This window comes from Sphingobacterium sp. UBA7253 (genome assembly GCF_002472745.1).
Taxonomy (GTDB): Bacteria; Bacteroidota; Bacteroidia; order Sphingobacteriales; family Sphingobacteriaceae; genus Sphingobacterium; species Sphingobacterium siyangense.
Genome location: NZ_DKSP01000204.1, coordinates 18947 through 36995 on the forward strand (window position 1 = coordinate 18947; position 18049 = coordinate 36995).

The window sequence follows — 18049 nt, forward strand, 5'->3', positions numbered from 1 at the left end:
TTTATATTATTAACGCCTAAGCACTCATGGGCTCACGATATGGAGCCATTATTATTCATGATACGTAAAACAGTAATCCTATTTTATATTTAATCGTTGAGGGCTTTCTGAATCCAGGTCTTGGCGGTTTCTTCCAAATTATCTGGAGAAGTACTTCTTTGGCTCATATTTCCATTTTTATCAAAAACGATGTAGCTAGGGATATAGTCAAAGTTGTATTTTTTCATAATCGTAGCGAATTGGTTTTTATAAAGATAATAATGCTCGCCCATAAGCACTTTGGTTAGTTCGTAAAATCTGTTGCGGTCTGAAGATTCGTCTGTTAGATATAGGAATGTAATATCATCTCTATTTTCAAAACTTTTTTTGACCTTTTCCATTGCTGGGGAGGCAGCAAGACAGGGACCGCACCACGTTGCCCAAAAATCCACAAAGACTACTTTACCTTTGTGTTTTTCTAAGATAGTGCTCAAAACATCTTCATTTTTTTTATCGAATGGAAGAAAAAAAGTTTCCTCATTATTTTTCTTCTGATTACGCTTGTTAATCTCAGATTGATGCAAAATATAACTGCTTAATCGATTATTTTTAAAGTGGGCAATGATATCGTGTAGATTCTCGTTGCTTAATTGCTTTCCTTCATTTAAAGCCTTAATGTACGCGCTGGCGGTCATCATGTCAAGAAATAGATTACTATTGTCATGAGATAAATATTTAAACGTATTTTTTAGGCTTTCGGTAAAAACAATAGGACCAACTTTCAAAATATCAGGAAGCTCTAAAAGCGTATCCTTTTGGATGGTAAGCAAAAGGTCAAAATAGCCAGATGGAAGAAGGCTAACTGTATCTAAATATTCAGTTGTTATGAGACGGTCATAATATGACCTTGTTTTAACCGCCAGGTTGACTTCTTTTTTATCATCTATTCCTATCATTCTGTAATATGCCAAAAGGCTTTTTTTGTAGTCTTTTAAGAGTTGTGTAATCTGAAATGTTTTAATCAGTTCCGAATAATAGTTTTTCAGGAATTGGGACGGTGCATTTTTCACCAAAGAATCTTCCATTTGATGCATTTGAAGCATTTTAACTTCTACAAATTCCTTTTCGGAGGCAACTTTAGATCCTCTTTTCTCTACTGTCGGCCGGTAAGATAACATTTTCATAATGAGCTTTTCCTGAAAACCAGAATTGTCAAAAACCTCTTTGTAAGAACCATGATATTCCAGATCAAAATTGGCGGAATCGGTTACATGAAGGTTTATAAAATTGGTTTCATTCGGAATCAAAATAGTTGACAGGTAGCGGCCATTTAATCTAAAAAAAACAGAAGTGGGACCAAATGTGAATTCGGATAACAAAAGAGTCGAATCATTAACGCTCCTAAATGTCACCGGTCGGTCGCCTTGTAAAGGATTACTCATAAAAGGGCCATCAACTTCAACATCTTTAAAATAATTTGGTGATCCCCCTTGTAATATAAGTGAAACATAACCGTCAGACATATAATTACTCTGTGCGAAACAGTTCGATAGTAGTAACAGGAAGGACCCAATAAAAAATAGTCGTATTATTAGCATAATCTTACCCTAAAAAAGAAAGTGAAGTTGTTTTTTTGATGTGGTAAATTTGGTATTATACAATTTCCATAAAAATGAGAGTGTTGCAATAACACTCTCAAAAAATCTGTTATTTAGGGATACATCCCCAAATTCCCATATAGTATCCACAACGTCCTGGTGCTGAATCTGTTGTTACGCAATCTGTCTGATCTGCCCCACGACAAGGAACTGGTTTAAGACCGCCAACAACTGATTTTAATTGTTCTCTCGAAAGAAGTTCTTTACTTTGAATGGATTTTAAATTAATCTTTTTCATAACTTTGTTTTATAAGATTATAATGCCCGCTCACTCCGGGACATTTTCGGAGGGCCTTTTTACAGAGAACCTTCTGATGGCTTAGGTCTGCTTGCAACCTGCCTAAGCCTTTTTTTCTACGTAGTTCTTTAGATTAAACCTTTTTGCCAGCTAGCTGGCAGTTTATACAGCCTATACCGAGCACAATAGAATTAACCGGCCATCTGTTTTTTTTATCTGACTCTTAGATTCGATGTTTTCTGTTCTTCCATGAATCCACATTTGTCTATATAATACCTTTTTATGCTGCAATTTGATGTTTACACCAAAATAATAGATTATCTCGCCATCAAAGTTCATTTTACCTGAATCGAAAGATTGTAGCCATTTCAGCTGCTATGGAGAATATATGAACAGAAGGGCGAAATTGGTAAAAGGGTATTTCATTTTTTGAAAAATGAAATCTTCAATCTTGTATCTTGAAAAATGGTTAATGAATGCATATGTAGAAGTACTGTTCAAATATTGAGACCGCTGTATAGCTCTTTGGAATAAGGTGCATAAGAGTTTGCAATGGTTCAATATATATTGACAAGTATCAGTTAGCCTATTTTTTAAGTTAATATTATGTAATAATTTCATTATTATATAACTGAATTAATTTTAGAGTTATTATTGTTGGTGTATTGTATGTTATTGATTGTAAGTTGTTTATAATTTTTTAAAAATAATTGTTAGCTTGTAAGAAAGTAAGTATTCCTTCTATTATGTTAAATTTAACACTTTATTTGAAGTGTTTTATTAATAAAGTAAAAAAACTACACATTTGTGTAATAAAATATTCAAAAATAATTAAACGATTTCTGCGAGACCCTATCAAGTGCCGAAGAAGCTTTCGGATCCGGTCGCTATCACTGTCAATACCCATATATTCAGTTGTCAAACTCAATCTCACTACTTTAAGTCATTTCCTGTCGTATAAGCTTTGTCGGGAATAGCCTATGTATTTATTTTTTCTTAAAATCTCCAATATTCTTTTGTAATTTGCTCGTAAGTTATCTATTCAAAATTGTTTTGTAATTAAATCCAAGTTGTTTATCATTGTAATTGATAACTTAATTTCCTTTCTATTCCTAAATCATGGTACTCAACGGGTTAAGTGGGTTTAATTGTTTAAATGATTAAGATATTGGATTAATGATGTTTCAGTTGAGAGAGTTAACGAAGATATTTGCCTTTTTTATAGTATACTTTACTGTACATGCTGTAGCTGCACAGAGTTTTTTGCCATTGGATGAAAATAAATATCGATCTGAGGCGGAAAAATTATTGCTGTCGAGTTCGGAGGACAGTGTGAAAGCAATGCAGCATTTTTATTTGGCAGATTACTATAGATTTAGAGATACGACCAAATTTTGGGATCATATGCAACAGGGGGAGCGGTTAGCCAAACCGTTCCGGAGCTTACAGGCGATGGGGGCACTTTACAAAAGCTTTTATTATGGGCAATTTCTGGATAGTAAAAATGCAGGAGTTGAAGCCCAACGATGTGTAGACCTCCTTGGAAATGCGCAAAAGCCTTTTCAGCAGGGGCTTTTGGCCAAAGCTTGGTATAATCTGGGCTTAATTCGATTTCCTAAAAAAGGATTTGCTGATTTTCTGGATATTCTTAACGGGAAGTGCTTGCCTTATGCGAAAGCACATGATCCCATCATGGAAGGTAGTATAAATACGATGATCGGCATGACGTTTATGTCGTCCAATCAGCTTGCAAAAGCTGATGAATACCATCAATTGGCCATAAAACAGCTCGAGCAGCAAACGCCGAGTGCCGCACTTGTGGTGGCTTATCTCAATACAGTCAGTAATTATTGCTATCAGGTGAAATCCAAAGAAGCAAGAGTACTGTTGGACAAGGTCAAACAGCTCCTGAACGAATACCCGAATTCTTCCCAATTACCCAACTACTATTACAATGAAGCGCTTTATTTTACCACAAAGCAACAGACTGATGAAGCCCTTCGCCTGTTGGATATCGGTTTGGATTGGTCGGTGAAAATGAACAATTGGAAATTATTCCAGATGATGCGGTTCAGAAAGTTTAATGTGTATCTCTTACAGAAAAAGTATGCTGATGCTAAACTGCAGTTGGAGGAAATCGTGAAAAATGGATTATTAACGCGAGATCTTTACAACAGTAAAATTGTGTACAGTCAACTGGCGGGTGTGAATGAGCTTATGGGTAATTATCAGGATGCGCTGAAGATGTCCAATATGGCAAATAAACTATCCGATAGCATTCAGAAGGTCCAATTGCTGGAAAAAATGAATGAGATGGAGACGAAATATAAGACCGTTGAAAAAGAAAAAGAAATTTTGAATCTACGCGCAGAAAAGGACCGTAACCAATTTCGGATTTTTCTCGTTTTGGGTATTGCCGTTTTGCTTTTTTGTATTGTGCTTTTTGTTGCTTTTTTCTATCGAAAACAACGGAAGCTCAATACACAGATTCAGCTCAACCACGAAATTGTGTTGGACAAATTGGAAAAGGAAAAACAGCTACAAATTTCGGAATCTATGCTCAAGGGGGAGCAGCAGGAGCGTCAGCGTATAGCCCAAGATCTGCACGATAGCATAGGAGGTATGTTAACAGGTTTAAAATTTAAGATTGCCGGCGATGTAGCAAAGGGTACGCTCTTGACTGATGAAGTGCCGCAGAAGTTGAACGACATCTTAGGCGAAGTAAGGCGGATATCCCATAATCTAATGCCCGAATCGTTGCGTCAGTTTGGATTGATAGCAGCATTGGAGCAATTGTGTCTGGCAATGAAAAATAGTCATGTTTCGATCCAATTTGAAAACTATGAACCTGAATTGAATGTGGATTTTCAAAAAGGATTGGCCATATATCGAATTGTTCAAGAGGCTATTTCAAATGCATTAAAGTATGCAAACGCAGATGTAATTATCGTTCAGGTAAGTAAATCGGACGAAGTACTGCATATCCTCGTTGAGGATAATGGCAAAGGCTTTGATTCCGCTGTGTTAAATTATGGATTGGGTTTAAATAATATGGTCAATAGAGTGAAATGGATCAATGGATCAATTGATATTCAGAGTAAGCTTGGATCCGGAACTCAAATCGAAATTGGTGTAACTGTTTAAATAGGCTGAGTCATGAAGATAATTGCAGTGTTAGACGATCATCCTTTATTGTTGGAAGGTGTTGCCTCTTTTCTCAATAATCAGGATGGGTATCTTGTATATCCCTTTTTGGAAGAAATTACGTTAATTGAATTTTTAAAGGTCACGAAAGCGGATCTCCTACTTATGGATATGCAGCTGTTGAAGACAAATGGAGTGGATGTCTGTACTCAGGTGAGGAAACTGTTTCCTATGATTCCTATTGTTGCATTGAGTAATTTGGCCGATGGCAACCTTATTGTTCAGTTTATGCAGGCAGGTGGAAATGGCTATATCTTAAAGGATGTTAGCAACGAAGAATTCCTGGGCTGTGTACAGCTCGGATTGGACGGCAAAGAAGCAATTTGTGATCGGGCAAAAGAACTTTATCGTGGCGCAATTTCTACCATCAGCAGTCTACCTAGGCTTACACAGCGTGAAAAAGAGATTTTGACGTTGATCTCCAATGGATTTACTACAAACCAGATTGCCGAGCGTTTATTTTTAAGTCCAGTTACCGTGGAAACGCATCGGCGCAATCTCCTAACTAAATTTAAAGTTAAAAATATGATTGAACTTGTACAGCTTGCGATGAAACATAAGTTGTTGGGACTCGAATAGAGACCGCCCTTAGTGTTCACCGTAACCGACGTCATCAAGCTTACCTTTGAATACCCTAAATTGGATAATAAAATAGGCAACTACCAGAATTGCTGCAAACATAAACCAGCCTAAACCTACTGAAAGACCATATTCATGTGCTGCAGCATTTTGAATCGTCAAGGAAGGATTTACGTCATTCGTTGAAGGCAATAATATAGGGAACATGGAAGCAACGGTCGTGGCAAAGCTCCCCAGTATAAACAGGGAAGAAAATAGGAAGCCAATACCATCTTTCTTAAAGGTTTTGATCCAAAATTGTCCAAGTAATCCAACGGCAGCAATCAAAGGAAATATCCACAGCCAATAATGATTTTGAAGATTGTTTAAGGAAATGGGTTTCACATAATGCCATACATAGGCCGATAGTAGGACGAGAATAAGCAAGACAAAGTTGAGTTTAAAAACAATATCCTTTAATCTGGTATTTAGTGTGCTGGATGTTTTCAGAATGACCCAGCCTGCACCGTGGATTGTTAATGTAACGACGGCAACTAAACCTAATATGATGGTGAACCAGTCTATAATGCCTTGATGTTGGGCTAATGGGTCAAATGTCGGATTCCAAAGCGCTAAAAAGAAATAATGTGGCTCTTGGGTCGATACACCATTTTCTACCATACCTAGGTTTACTCCGCGAACGACATTGCCTAGGGCGGCGCCAAAGAAAAGTGCCAGCAACAGGCTTGCTAGACCAAAAGCTTTATCCCATAAAGCCTCCCAAAGACGATGATGAACCTGCCCTCTGAGTTCAAGACTTATCGCTCTAAAAATAAGCAGCCATAATACAAGCATGAGCGGCAAGTAAAATCCACTGAAAGAGGAGGCATAAAGTGTTGGGAAAGCAAAGAATAGGACACCGCCCGAAGCGATGAGCCAGACTTCATTGGCATCCCAAAACGGCCCAATAGCGTTAGTAACAGCTTTTTTCTCCTGTTCGGTTTTAGCAAAGAATAGATGGACGATTCCCGCCCCAAAATCGTACCCATCGAGTACGATATAAATTCCCAGCATGAAAGTTAATACGATAAACCAGAATATTTCCATAGCTAATTAGGTTAATGCAACTGTCGTTTCAGGGCCTTTTCTAATGATCTTCAAGACCAGCATCAGAAATAACAAACCCAAAAGAATGTATAAACCGACGAAGCCGAGAAAGGTAAATAATGTATTTCCAGAAGATACAGTAGGGGATACACCGTCTACCATGCGCATGAGATTATAAACTAGCCAAGGTTGTCGTCCCAGTTCCGCCGTATACCAGCCTGCAGTATTCGCGATGTAGGGGAAAGGAATCATAAACATAATGATCCACAACAACCATTTCGTTTGATACAGCCTGTTCCGCCAAAGCAGTAGTGCTCCAAGGACCATAATGCCAATGAATATGGTACCCAAACCTACCATGATGTGATAACTGTAATACAGTCCGGGCACGTTCGTTGGATGTAAAGATTGGTCAAATTCATTTAATCCTTTAATTTCTGCATCCCAACGCTGGTAGGTCAGGAAGCTCAATACATTCGGTACGGCTATCTTATTGTCCAATTTTTTGTTTTCCATGTCCGGTTGACCGATTAGAATAATCTCCGATCCGCCTTTCTCAGTTTTGAAAATTCCCTCCATGCCAGCAAAGGCTGCGGGTTGATATTTGACTACGTTTTTGGCTGCAAGGTCTCCTGTAGGAAACGCCAGCATAACGGAGGAAATAGCGCCAAAAATAACGCCGCTTTTAACGAATATCTTTCCAAACTTACTATGCTTGTCACTTAACAAATAGAAGGCTCCAATAGAAGCAACGAAAAACGAGCTGGTCACCAATGAAGCGGCTTGATTATGTAGATAAGATGGCCATAACCATGGATTACTGAATAATGCACTAAAATTGTTCAGTACAAATTTGCCATTTTCAAGAATCTCATACCCAACAGGATGCTGCATCCAGGAATGCGTGGCGATAATCAGGAAACCACTGGCCCAAGATCCAATAAAGACCATGAGTCCGGATAAAAAATGGAGCTTATGCCCCAGCAACTTTTCTCCAAAAAGAAACATCCCCAGAAAGGAAGACTCCAGGAAAAAGGAAAACATACCTTCCATGGCTAAGGTCTGTCCGATAATACCACCCGTAAGTTCAGAAAATTTGGCCCAGTTGGTACCAAACTGAAATTCCATGGGAATGCCTGTTACAACGCCCATGGTGAAATTAAGCGCAAAGATTTTCATCCAAAACTTGGAAGCATGGTTGTAGTCTTCATTTTTTGTTTGCAGAAATTTCCATTTGAAATAGACGATCATTAAGGATAAACCCATGGTCAATTGAGGGAATAAATAATGGAATGTAATTGTAAATGCGAACTGAAGTCGATTATAGAGAATCATATCTTCCATGTAGCCGAAGTTTTGGTTAAAAGACAGTTAAATATAGCCATTTTATTTGCGTATATATCCATGAAACTGTTTTATTTTTTGATAAAATAACTGGTTTTTTATTGTTTTCTGTCCTAAGTGTAAAATCTGAAAATCAAAACAGGGCATCCGCCGCTGTAATCTCTTTTTTATCTTATCTTCGTCCGAATTTAAGATAACGGTGGAAGGGTAGAAGAGCATTAGGGAAATGAAGAAAGTGCTAATTTTGATGGGTGTTTTATTGATCCCTATACTTTTTATTATACTAAATAATACGGGCCGGGGAACAGTCGCTAAAGATAATATTGTGTTTCGGGATAAATTATCTGATTACAATTTATTCAAGGGCAAAATTGCTGATCTTGTTCCAAATGACCAGGGGGTCTCTTATGAATTAGCTTCGGCCCTATTTACAGACTATACCGATAAAAAGCGTGTCATCTTTCTTCCTAAGGGAGGAAAAATGATCGCCACAGACGATGGTTTGCCCAGCTTCCCCGATGGTACCATCATTGCCAAAACTTTTTTTTATCCCCCGAGAGATGCGGTAGGGGACTCGAGACAGTGGCTGCTTGAAACGCGGCTTTTGATTCATAAAGACGGACAGTGGAACGCAGCTACCTATCAATGGAATGCGGCCCAAGATGAAGCTTTTCTGTTGATGGACAGTGCTTCCGTGCATGTCTCCTTTTTGGACAACAAAGGTGTCGAGCGACAAACAAATTATATTATTCCTTCCCGAAAGGATTGTATGGCATGCCATCGACAAGGAAATCATTTGCTCCCGATAGGTCCGAAGATCAGAAATCTAAACCGGATAATCGTTCACGATGGTGACAGTATCCAGCAATTGGTCCGGTTGACTCAGATGGAGGCTCTCGATCTGAAATCGTTCAAAGTTTCCAATAGTTTGCCCGGTTATGAGGATATTGGTCAATCGACTGCAAATCGTGCCCGAGCTTATCTCGAGATCAATTGCGCCCATTGTCACAACCCTAAAGGAACGGCTTATATGACCATGCTGGATCTGAGGTATGAAAGCCCGTTGAATGAAACTGGGATTTGGTTAAAACAAGCTAAGATTATTGGACGGATGTCTACATTGGGAGAGATACATATGCCTCAAAAGGGGACTACTGTACTTCATGATGAAGGAATACTGCTGATTAAAACCTATTTAGAAACACTACAATAGAATCTTCTTGCTTATCCCTAATCGACAATCTTTTAAGCCTGCCAGCTCGCTTTTATAGCCCCGCTGCATATCCTATTTATTTCTTTTAATAAAATCTATAGAATTAGTAGATTATATTAAAATTACTTCTATATTTGTGAGAAGATAACAGGTCGCGAATGAAAACATGTATTAATTTCAGGGCGGCGAATTAACACATTATTATGGAACATATCAATATTAGTAAAAGCACATTTTTCGTAAGTATTACTGCAAAGTCTTTGAAGGCTAAATCCCCTGATGTAAGAAAGATGCGAATGTGCCATATAGGATAATTTCCCTTATCTTTTCTCAAACTGACAGCAGGGGAGGCGCTCGCTTCCCCCCATGTCTTCAAAATAAAAACAAGTTTTCGATTGGCGTTGGCACTTGTTCGTATTCACCATTAACACTTTATCTATGAAAAATCTTAGGGTACTCCGGTATTCTACCTTGTCGCTATGTTTACTATTATCTGGCGTTGGGCATCAGGTATATGCGCAAACAGATGTCAGACCGATTATCAATGCATCCTTATCGGGATATGTATATGATAGCCAGCTTAAACGACCTCTTGAAGGCGTAACCATTCAACTCGAAGCCGTAACTCACGTTGTTACAACAGATCAAAAAGGTTTTTTTCAAATTGTAACGGGACAGAAATTACCCTTTTCGATTACACTCTCGCGCATTGGTTACAAAAAAAAGACCGTGTTAGTTTCCGAATCTCCCACGAAAATTGAATTGGATCCAGTTACACAGGACCTTGATGAAGTGGTCGTTGTTGGCTATGGAACGCAGAAAAAAATCTCGTTGACCAATTCAGTCGCCAGTATTGATGGTGATAAACTGACGAAAAGACCGGTTTCTAATACGCAGCAAGCTTTACAGGGCCTATTGCCGGGGGTAACTGTGCAAGACCTTGGTGGAAAACCAGGACAATCAGCTGCCAATATTCGAATCAGAGGATTGACTACATTTAATACCAATTCGAGCAGCACCAGTGGATATGATCTCAGCAAGAATAATGCTTTGGTCATCGTGGATGGAATTGAACAACCCTGGTCCAAGTTAAACCCCAATGATATTGCCTCAATTTCAGTCCTAAAGGATGCGGCTTCCACGGCGATATATGGATCACGCGCGACCAACGGTGTAATTATTGTAACCACCAAAAGTGCAAAATCTGGACATGTTGTGATTGATTATAATGGCTATTACGCCTTACAGAAATCAATTAATAAGCCAAAGCAGATGGATGCCGTATCCTACCTCCAATTGCAACAGGACGCCTACCGTAATGCGGGACTGGTGGTACCAGCGCGATTTAGTGACGAATCCATTACGGCCTACCAAACGGCAACTGATCGTGAAAAATATCCTTTACCGAATACATGGTTTGACACGCTGTTGAAAACAGCTCCTCAACAAGATCATGCCTTGTCATTCGCTGGTGGAAATGAGATCCTGCGCTCTAGATTGGCCGTTCGTTATAACAAGCAGGATGGTATTATTGAGCATTATGGTGCTGAATTGGCGGATATCCGGCTAAACAACGATTACAAAGCAACCTCTTGGCTTAATTTTACGGGAAGTATAAACTATCGATATAGCAAAGCCGCCGAGCCCGGACGTGATCCGATCAATAACTTTCTCCATGGCTCGATGTGGGTGGTGCCTAAATATGATGATGGTACCTACGGATTAAGTACACAAGGAAATAATCCTTTAATGTTGATTGAAAAAAGTGGTTTTAAAAAGGTAAATGAAAACTACCTAAGCTCCATCGTTAAAACGGACATTCAATTAGTGAAAAATTTGTTGTTTACTTCCCAATTTGGTGTTAGGGTAAACTTCAACAACAGCAAAACCTTTTTGAACGCTTTTGACAATAAAGACCGAAATACAGGGATAGTAAAGAGCTTTCCGATCAATTCGTTAACCGAAATTCGTGATAATAGCAGCGAGTATACATGGAACAACCTGTTGACCTATCAGTTGACGACCGGGCCAAATCATATCAAGGCATTAGCTGGGTATTCACAGATTCACAATTACGAAAATTATCTTACGGCCTATCGCGAACGATTCTACAACAATGACATTACCTCTATTGGACAGGGGGCTGACGACGCTACAAAAAATAATAGCGGTTATGATGTGCAGTATGGCTTGCGTTCTTTTTTTGGTCGGGTAAACTACGATTGGAAGGGCAAGTACCTGCTTGAAGTGAATGGCCGCTATGATGGTTCATCCCGTTTTACGGGAGACAAACAATACGGTTTTTTCCCTTCTGCATCAGCAGGATGGCTACTATCCAAGGAAGAGTTTTGGAAACCCATAGGGAATTGGTTGAACGAATTCAAGTTGCGTGCTTCCTGGGGAAAGACGGGAAACCAATCTGTCGACTTGTATAGTTATTATTCGGCCTTAATTGCAGCAGGATATGATTTTGGGGGTAAATCTGTACAGGGTTATCGGCTGGACAGTTATGCCAATCAGCAATTGGGTTGGGAGTCTACGACACAGTATGACTTGGGTGTGGATGCTGCTTTCCTAAACAATCGCTTGACGTTTACCTTGGATTATTATAACAAGGTTACCGACGATATTTTACTGAATCTGGATATTCCTGCCGTTTTGGGATTAAAACCTTCGCCCCAAAATGCTGGTACGGTACTGAATCGTGGCTGGGAATTCAGTGCAAATTATCAGCAAAGACCAAGCGCTCCTGGGGCTTTTGCGTACCAATTAAATGCAAACTTTAGTATCAACCATAATGAAGTAACAGATCTAAAAGGTACAGGACCCTATATCGCAGGGTCGGATATTGACCCAAGGTATATCATTGCCAAAGGGCTCCCGATCAATACCCTTTGGGGATATAAGACCGACGGTATCTTTCAGTCTGCGGAGGAAATTAAAGCTTATGGTGCTACGTATGCCACCAATACGAAGCCCGGAGATGTGAAATATGTGGATTTGAATGGCGACGGTATTATCAATGCAAATGACATGGCCGCCATCGGGAATTCCTTTCCCAAATATACGTTCGGAATTAATGGGAGTTTCAGTTTTAAAAATTTTGATCTTGATCTCCTTTTTCAAGGAGCAGCGAAAGTTGATACGCGATTGTCCGGTGCATTGGCGGAGATGGGAAATCAGGAAGGATTTACACATGAAATATTTACAGGCAATTATTGGACACCGACACATACCGATGCACGCTTTCCGCGTGTGGTCAAATATGATTTGCGCAATGTCGCAACGGCGGACCGTTTAGTGGTCAATGGTTCTTATCTGCGTTTGAAAAATATACAGGTTGGGTATACAATACCCCTAAATGCAATCGGAAAGACAGCAATCAACAAACTACGGGTATACCTATCCGCGACAAATTTATGGACAATTTCAAAATTGAACGAATGGAATTTGGATCCCGAAGCGGAATCTGGTCGAGCAGTATATTATCCGCAAACTGGACTTTATACACTGGGTGTGAATTTGACCCTGTAGTGTGATTGTTACTATACTATTTAATTGAGGACTCATGAATTTTTACAAATATCTATATCAAAAAGGAAACTGGATTTTCAGTTTCGGATTGTTTTCGCTTATGCTGATGGGCTGTGATAAGAATCTGTTGGATGCCGTACCAACTGATCGTCTGTCAGAAAATATATTTTGGAAGAGCCAAGCCGATGCGGAGCTTGCTGTAAATGCGCTCTACAATGATCTTGATGGAGCGGAAATCTTCTATTCGGATGCATTGACGGATATAGCGCATGTCAATCAGCCTTTCGCTGTGGATGCGTATATCGAGCTTGGTACTTATGACGCTTCAAGCTCCCGATTGTACAATACCTGGAGTAGTGCCTATAAAGGAATCGGTGCGGCCAATTACTTTTTGGCGAATGTTGGTAAAATCGAGGGCAGCCGGGATGAAGCACTAATCGCCAGATTTATCGGCGAAGCTCGTGTGTTAAGAGCCTATCAATATATCAAATTGGCCTATTTATTTGGCGGAGTACCTTTGGTAAAAGCGCCGCTGACTTTGGAAGAAGGAAGGGCTGTACAACGCGCCGACCTTAAAGAAATTTACGATTTTATTGACACCGAATTGGAACTGGCTGCGGCAAGTTTGCCTGAAAGCTACTCCAGTAACGATGTGGGGCGCATAACCCGTTGGGCCGCATTGGGCCTGAAAGCACGGTCAGATTTATATGCAGGGCGATTTGAAGCAGCAGCAAAAGCCGCAAAAACGATTATCGATAGCAAACGATTCGAGCTTTACCCCCTTTATGCAAATCTGTTTACGTATGCGGCTGAAAATAACAAAGAGGTGCTGTTGGATAAGCAATTTCTGGAAAATATATACACACAAAGTGTTTTTAGCCTCTTAGCCCCCTATAGCCAGCAAAATGGGCAGAGTACCTATGTGCCTACCAAAGCCTTGACAGATAGTTACGAGACTTCCAGTGGCTTGGTAATTACGGATGCCAATAGTGGTTATGATCCCAAAAATCCCTATAAAAATCGCGACCCGAGGCTTGCTTTGTCAATTTTTTTGGATGGCGATCCGCTTCCAAATGGCGCTATTTTTCATCCGGCACCCAATAGTGGGACTGCTGATGCTGTGGGGAGTACCTATATTGCTTCCACAACAGGTTTCAATATAAAGAAGTATATCGATAAAAAAGATTTGGCAAACCCCTCAAAAAGTGGGTTGAATATCATGCTATTGCGTTATGCCGAGATATTATTGACCTATGCGGAGGCAAAGATTGAGCTCGGCGAAATTGATGGCAGTGTTTACGAGGCCATTAACCAAATTAGAAATTCACGAACTGACGTAAAACTTCCACTAATAAGTAATCAAGTAAATCAGGAACAACTTCGCCAGTTGGTTCGTCGCGAGCGTACGGTGGAACTGGCATTTGAGGGATTGCATCTCGCGGATATAAGACGATGGAAAACTGCTGAAAAGGTTGTTCCTGGTAAAGTGTATGGCATCACCTATCAAAATAACAACGGAGAGGCAGCTGTCGTTGAAGCAGCCTCCGAAAGCCGTGTTTTTGATGCGAAAAAGCATTATCTCTGGCCCATTCCACAACGGGAAATTAACCTCAATCCGAATCTAAAACAGAATCCAAATTGGTAAAAATTGTTATCTTGTGGCACGATTCCAATTAACTCATACAAATATGATGCGATACACTAAACTTATGACCTCTATGGCTTTATTTTTACTGGTGGCTTTTGCCAATGCCCAGCAAAAAAAGCCTAATATTATCTTGATTCTGACCGATGATCTTGGTTATAGCGACATTGGTTGTTATGGAAGTCCGAATATCTCAACCCCTTTTTTGGACTCGATCGCCAGTAAGGGCGTGAGAGCAACAAACTTTATGGTTTCTACGCCCTCCTGTACACCGTCAAGAGCGTCTTTATTAACCGGAAGATATGCTTCCCGTTATAATCTTCCCGCACCGATCGGTCCAGGATCCAATTTAGGTTTGCCTGACGATGAGGAAACGATTGCCGAATTATTAAAAAAGGTAGGCTATAGAACTGCGTTAATCGGGAAGTGGCATTTAGGGGATAAACAGACTTACCATCATCCTAATCAGCAAGGCTTCGATTCTTTTTATGGCATGCTGTATAGCCACGACTACCGCGATCCCTATGTAAAAACAGACTCTGTCATTAAGATCTTCAGGAATCGGAAACCCGAAGTCGTTGCGCCCGATGATTCGGACCTGAGCGCACTTTATCACAAAGAAACAGTGAAGTTTATAGAAGACCAAGATAAAGATCATCCATTCTTTTTATACTATGCGCATAATTTCCCGCATCTTCCTTTGGCATTTGCCAATAAAAAGAACCGATTTGCAGATCAGCAAAATGCAGGCCCACTTGGTGCGGTGATGCAGGAGTTGGATCATAATTTTTCGGAGCTCTGGAAAGCGGTTGAGCGAAAAGGCCTCGCTGATAATACCATTTTGATTTTTTCAAGTGATAATGGGCCTTGGATATCTTATCCATCGCGGATGTCTGACGATCATGCCACAAAAAATTGGCATGTGGGTACCGCAGGTGTCTTCAAAGGTTCGAAAGCCGAAACAACAGAAGGTGGTGTCCGCGTACCTTTCATTGTATATGGCAAAGGCTATGCCCAAGAAGGAAAAGTTATTCGGCAGGCAATAAGCAACTTGGATGTGTTGCCTACTATCGCCAAATGGACTGGTGCATCATTACCGAAGAAATCCATTGATGGCCAAGCGATCGATTCTTTGTTGAATGGGAAATCGGAAGATTTAAAAACAGCACACAGACCGATATTTTTGGTGAATTATGGACATGTTGAGGCTGTTCGGTCAGGCGACTGGAAGTATCGACGGATAGCAGGCGGAGTCAATCAGATTTCGGGCAAACCCTATGATGCTATTGAAGAATTACATAACATTGCCTGGGATCCGAGTGAAAGAACCAATATTTTAAAGGATTATCCAGAAAAAGCGGCGGAATTGCGCGTATTGTTTGAAAGCTTTGATGGGAATATGAAATAGGTAGGCGTAACGACAGTCTAATATAAACAAGGCAGCCCTTATTTCCTAAAGGCCGCCTTGTTTTTTATACAGATGCAATAGATTTAAAGCAATTCAAATTCTTTTTCTTTTACATCGCGACTGTTCGAACCAATATAGACTTTGAAATTCCCTGGTTCGGCAACATAATTGAGGTTGTTGTCGAAGAATTTAAGATCGTCTACTTTGATGTTAAAGTTTACGGTTTTTTGTTCTCCTTTTTTGAGGAGTATTTTTTGAAACCCTTTTAACTCTTTTACGGGGCGAGTAATAGAGCCAACTAAGTCCTGGATATAGAGTTGCACCGTTTCTTCCGCATCATAATTTCCGGTATTACTGATGTCGATACTTGCTTGAAGAGTACCTTTATCGTCGATTGTGTTGCGGTCAAGACGGATGTCACTATAGGTAAAAGTTGTATAACTTAATCCGTAACCAAAAGGGTAGAGCGGGGAATTGCTTACATCCAGGTAATTTGATTTGAATTTTTCAAAATCACCCGAGTTTCCATAAGGTCTGCCGGTGTTTTTGTGTGCATAATAGATCGGAATCTGACCAACATTGCGTGGGAAAGTGGCCGTAATCTTTCCTGAAGGAACAACATCCCCAAATAAAACATCGGCTACTGCTTTTCCTGTTTCCGTTCCGCCAAACCAAACGTTTAATATTGCGGGTACGTGAGCATCTTCCCAGGTGAGCGTTAGCGGCCTACCTGTAAACAATACCAGTACAACTGGTTTTCCTGTTGCTAATAGTGCTTTTAATAGCTTTTGTTGATTTTTCGGAATATCCAGTTCTGAGCGACTGGAGCTTTCACCTGACATTTCAGACGCTTCACCAAGTGCGGCCACAACGACGTCGGATTGTTGGGCAACTTTCAGGGCATCAGCAATGATCTCTTCTTCTTTTCGGGAATCGCGTGCGATGGTACGGCCGAACATGGTTGCGTGGTTTTGGTAAATCGGATCCTCCAACAGATTACTTCCGAGATGGGTGAGAATATTTACTTTGTTGCCTAACACGGCCTTCATTCCCTCAACTAAAGAGGCTGTTTTGTCCAATTCAGCACTGACACTCCAGGTTCCGGGCATATTTGGACCTGAATTGGCTAATGGGCCAATGACAGCAACTGTTCCTGTTTTTTTTAATGGAAGCACTTGGTTTTCGTTTTTCAACAAAACAAATGACTTTGCTGCAATTTCCCGGGCTTTGGCATGATTGGCAGCCGATCCGATCACAGTTTTTGCACGTTTTTCGTCACAATAGCGATAAGGATCGTCAAATAAGCCTAATTTATACTTTGCCTCCAAAACAAAACGGCAAGCCCTGTCAATATCTGCAATTTTGACTTTTCCAGCATCCAAAGATTTTTTTAACGTCGTCAGAAATCCTTCACCGACCATATCCATATCAACGCCAGCATTCAGGCTTAAAGCAGAGACCTGCTGGAGATCACCAAGACCGTGTGCTGTTAATTCGTTTACAGCAGTGTAATCGGTTACGACCAATCCTTTAAAGCCCCATTGCTTGCGTAAGACATCAGTCATTAACCATTTGTTTGCCGAGGCAGGGACTCCATTGATATCATTAAAAGAAGTCATAATACTTCCCGCTCCAGCATCTAATGCCGCTTTGTAAGGCGGTAAATATTCATTGTACATGCGGTGGAGGCTCATATCTGTGCTGTTGTAGTCACGGCCACCTTCAGCGGCACCATATAAGGCGAAATGTTTAACACAGGCCATCATGGTGTTGTGTGCTGCCAGGTTATCCCCCTGGAAGCCATGGACGATGGCTTCGGCTACCCGAGAGCTTAGATAGGTATCTTCACCTGCACCTTCGGAAATACGACCCCAGCGTGGATCGCGCGAGATATCTACCATGGGCGAAAATGCCCAATTAATTCCATCGGCGGTCGCTTCTTCGGCTGCTATACGTGCAGATTGTTGAATCAAGTTCATGTCCCAGGTAGCGGCAAGACCTAAAGGAATTGGGAACACCGTACGATACCCGTGAATAACATCCATCCCAAAAATGATGGGTATTTTTAACCGGGATTGCTTGATCGCTATTTCCTGTGTTTTGCGGATTTTCGCTGGTGTACTCATGCTGAAAATACCGCCGATTTGACCATTTTTAATTT

At 40.4% G+C, this 18049-nt stretch carries 11 protein-coding genes; 6 read left to right on the forward strand and 5 right to left on the reverse strand.

Annotated elements, in window-relative coordinates; all coding sequences use genetic code 11:
* Nucleotides 1-89: 89 nt before the first annotated feature.
* Together B2X72_RS20930 and B2X72_RS20935 are read right to left on the reverse strand one after the other, a co-directional pair.
* Entirely contained in the window at nt 90-935 is an 846-nt protein-coding gene (locus B2X72_RS20930) for a TlpA family protein disulfide reductase (protein ID WP_286851339.1), read from the reverse strand.
* A gap of 751 nt (nt 936-1686) precedes the next feature.
* A complete protein-coding gene (locus B2X72_RS20935) occupies nt 1687-1875 on the reverse strand; it encodes a hypothetical protein (RefSeq protein WP_286851340.1) in 189 nt (62 codons plus the stop codon).
* A 1176-nt stretch (nt 1876-3051) separates the two neighbouring features.
* Between B2X72_RS20935 and B2X72_RS20940 the strand changes: the two genes are divergently transcribed.
* Entirely contained in the window at nt 3052-5019 is a 1968-nt protein-coding gene (locus B2X72_RS20940; protein WP_286851341.1) for a sensor histidine kinase, read from the forward strand.
* A 12-nt stretch (nt 5020-5031) separates the two neighbouring features.
* A complete protein-coding gene (locus B2X72_RS20945; RefSeq protein ID WP_286851342.1) occupies nt 5032-5658 on the forward strand; it encodes a response regulator transcription factor in 627 nt (208 codons plus the stop codon).
* Between the two features lie 9 nt (nt 5659-5667).
* Here the strand turns inward: B2X72_RS20945 and cydB are convergent, their stop codons facing one another.
* Both cydB and B2X72_RS20955 read right to left on the reverse strand, forming a co-directional pair.
* Nucleotides 5668-6744, reverse strand: a complete 1077-nt coding sequence (gene cydB, locus B2X72_RS20950; RefSeq protein WP_088160952.1) for a cytochrome d ubiquinol oxidase subunit II — start codon at nt 6742-6744, stop codon at nt 5668-5670.
* Nucleotides 6745-6750: 6 nt separating this feature from the next.
* On the reverse strand, nt 6751-8088 hold the full coding sequence (locus B2X72_RS20955) for a cytochrome ubiquinol oxidase subunit I (RefSeq protein ID WP_088160953.1): 1338 nt from the start codon (nt 8086-8088) through the stop codon (nt 6751-6753).
* Between the two features lie 226 nt (nt 8089-8314).
* On the opposite strand from B2X72_RS20955, the gene B2X72_RS20960 reads away from it, so the two are divergent.
* From B2X72_RS20960 to B2X72_RS20975, 4 genes are all read left to right on the forward strand, one after another.
* Entirely contained in the window at nt 8315-9301 is a 987-nt protein-coding gene (locus B2X72_RS20960; RefSeq protein ID WP_088160954.1) for a hypothetical protein, read from the forward strand.
* Between the two features lie 438 nt (nt 9302-9739).
* The gene (locus tag B2X72_RS20965) at nt 9740-12835 is read left to right on the forward strand and encodes a SusC/RagA family TonB-linked outer membrane protein (RefSeq protein ID WP_286851345.1); all 3096 of its coding nucleotides are present in this window, start codon (nt 9740-9742) and stop codon (nt 12833-12835) included.
* Between the two features lie 34 nt (nt 12836-12869).
* Nucleotides 12870-14480, forward strand: coding sequence for a RagB/SusD family nutrient uptake outer membrane protein (locus B2X72_RS20970; protein WP_286851347.1), 1611 nt, complete (start codon nt 12870-12872; stop codon nt 14478-14480).
* 73 nt (nt 14481-14553) lie between these two features.
* A complete protein-coding gene (locus tag B2X72_RS20975) occupies nt 14554-15888 on the forward strand; it encodes a sulfatase-like hydrolase/transferase (RefSeq protein ID WP_286851349.1) in 1335 nt (444 codons plus the stop codon).
* 83 nt (nt 15889-15971) lie between these two features.
* Here B2X72_RS20975 and bglX read toward each other — a convergent pair.
* On the reverse strand, nt 15972-18049 hold a 2078-nt coding region (gene bglX / locus B2X72_RS20980; RefSeq protein WP_286851351.1), incomplete at its 5' end, for a beta-glucosidase BglX.

What these genes read in the sequence shown, in the direction of transcription:
- B2X72_RS20970 (WP_286851347.1), top strand. Translation starts at nt 12,870, where the DNA reads ATGAATTTTTACAAATATCTATATCAAAAAGGAAACTGGATTTTCAGT.
- B2X72_RS20930 (WP_286851339.1), bottom strand. Translation starts at nt 935, where the DNA reads ATGATAGGAATAGATGATAAAAAAGAAGTCAACCTGGCGGTTAAAACA.
- B2X72_RS20965 (WP_286851345.1), top strand. Translation starts at nt 9,740, where the DNA reads ATGAAAAATCTTAGGGTACTCCGGTATTCTACCTTGTCGCTATGTTTA.
- cydB (WP_088160952.1), bottom strand. Translation starts at nt 6,744, where the DNA reads ATGGAAATATTCTGGTTTATCGTATTAACTTTCATGCTGGGAATTTAT.
- B2X72_RS20945 (WP_286851342.1), top strand. Translation starts at nt 5,032, where the DNA reads ATGAAGATAATTGCAGTGTTAGACGATCATCCTTTATTGTTGGAAGGT.
- B2X72_RS20960 (WP_088160954.1), top strand. Translation starts at nt 8,315, where the DNA reads ATGAAGAAAGTGCTAATTTTGATGGGTGTTTTATTGATCCCTATACTT.
- B2X72_RS20955 (WP_088160953.1), bottom strand. Translation starts at nt 8,088, where the DNA reads ATGGAAGATATGATTCTCTATAATCGACTTCAGTTCGCATTTACAATT.
- B2X72_RS20975 (WP_286851349.1), top strand. Translation starts at nt 14,554, where the DNA reads ATGGCTTTATTTTTACTGGTGGCTTTTGCCAATGCCCAGCAAAAAAAG.
- B2X72_RS20940 (WP_286851341.1), top strand. Translation starts at nt 3,052, where the DNA reads ATGATGTTTCAGTTGAGAGAGTTAACGAAGATATTTGCCTTTTTTATA.
- B2X72_RS20935 (WP_286851340.1), bottom strand. Translation starts at nt 1,875, where the DNA reads ATGAAAAAGATTAATTTAAAATCCATTCAAAGTAAAGAACTTCTTTCG.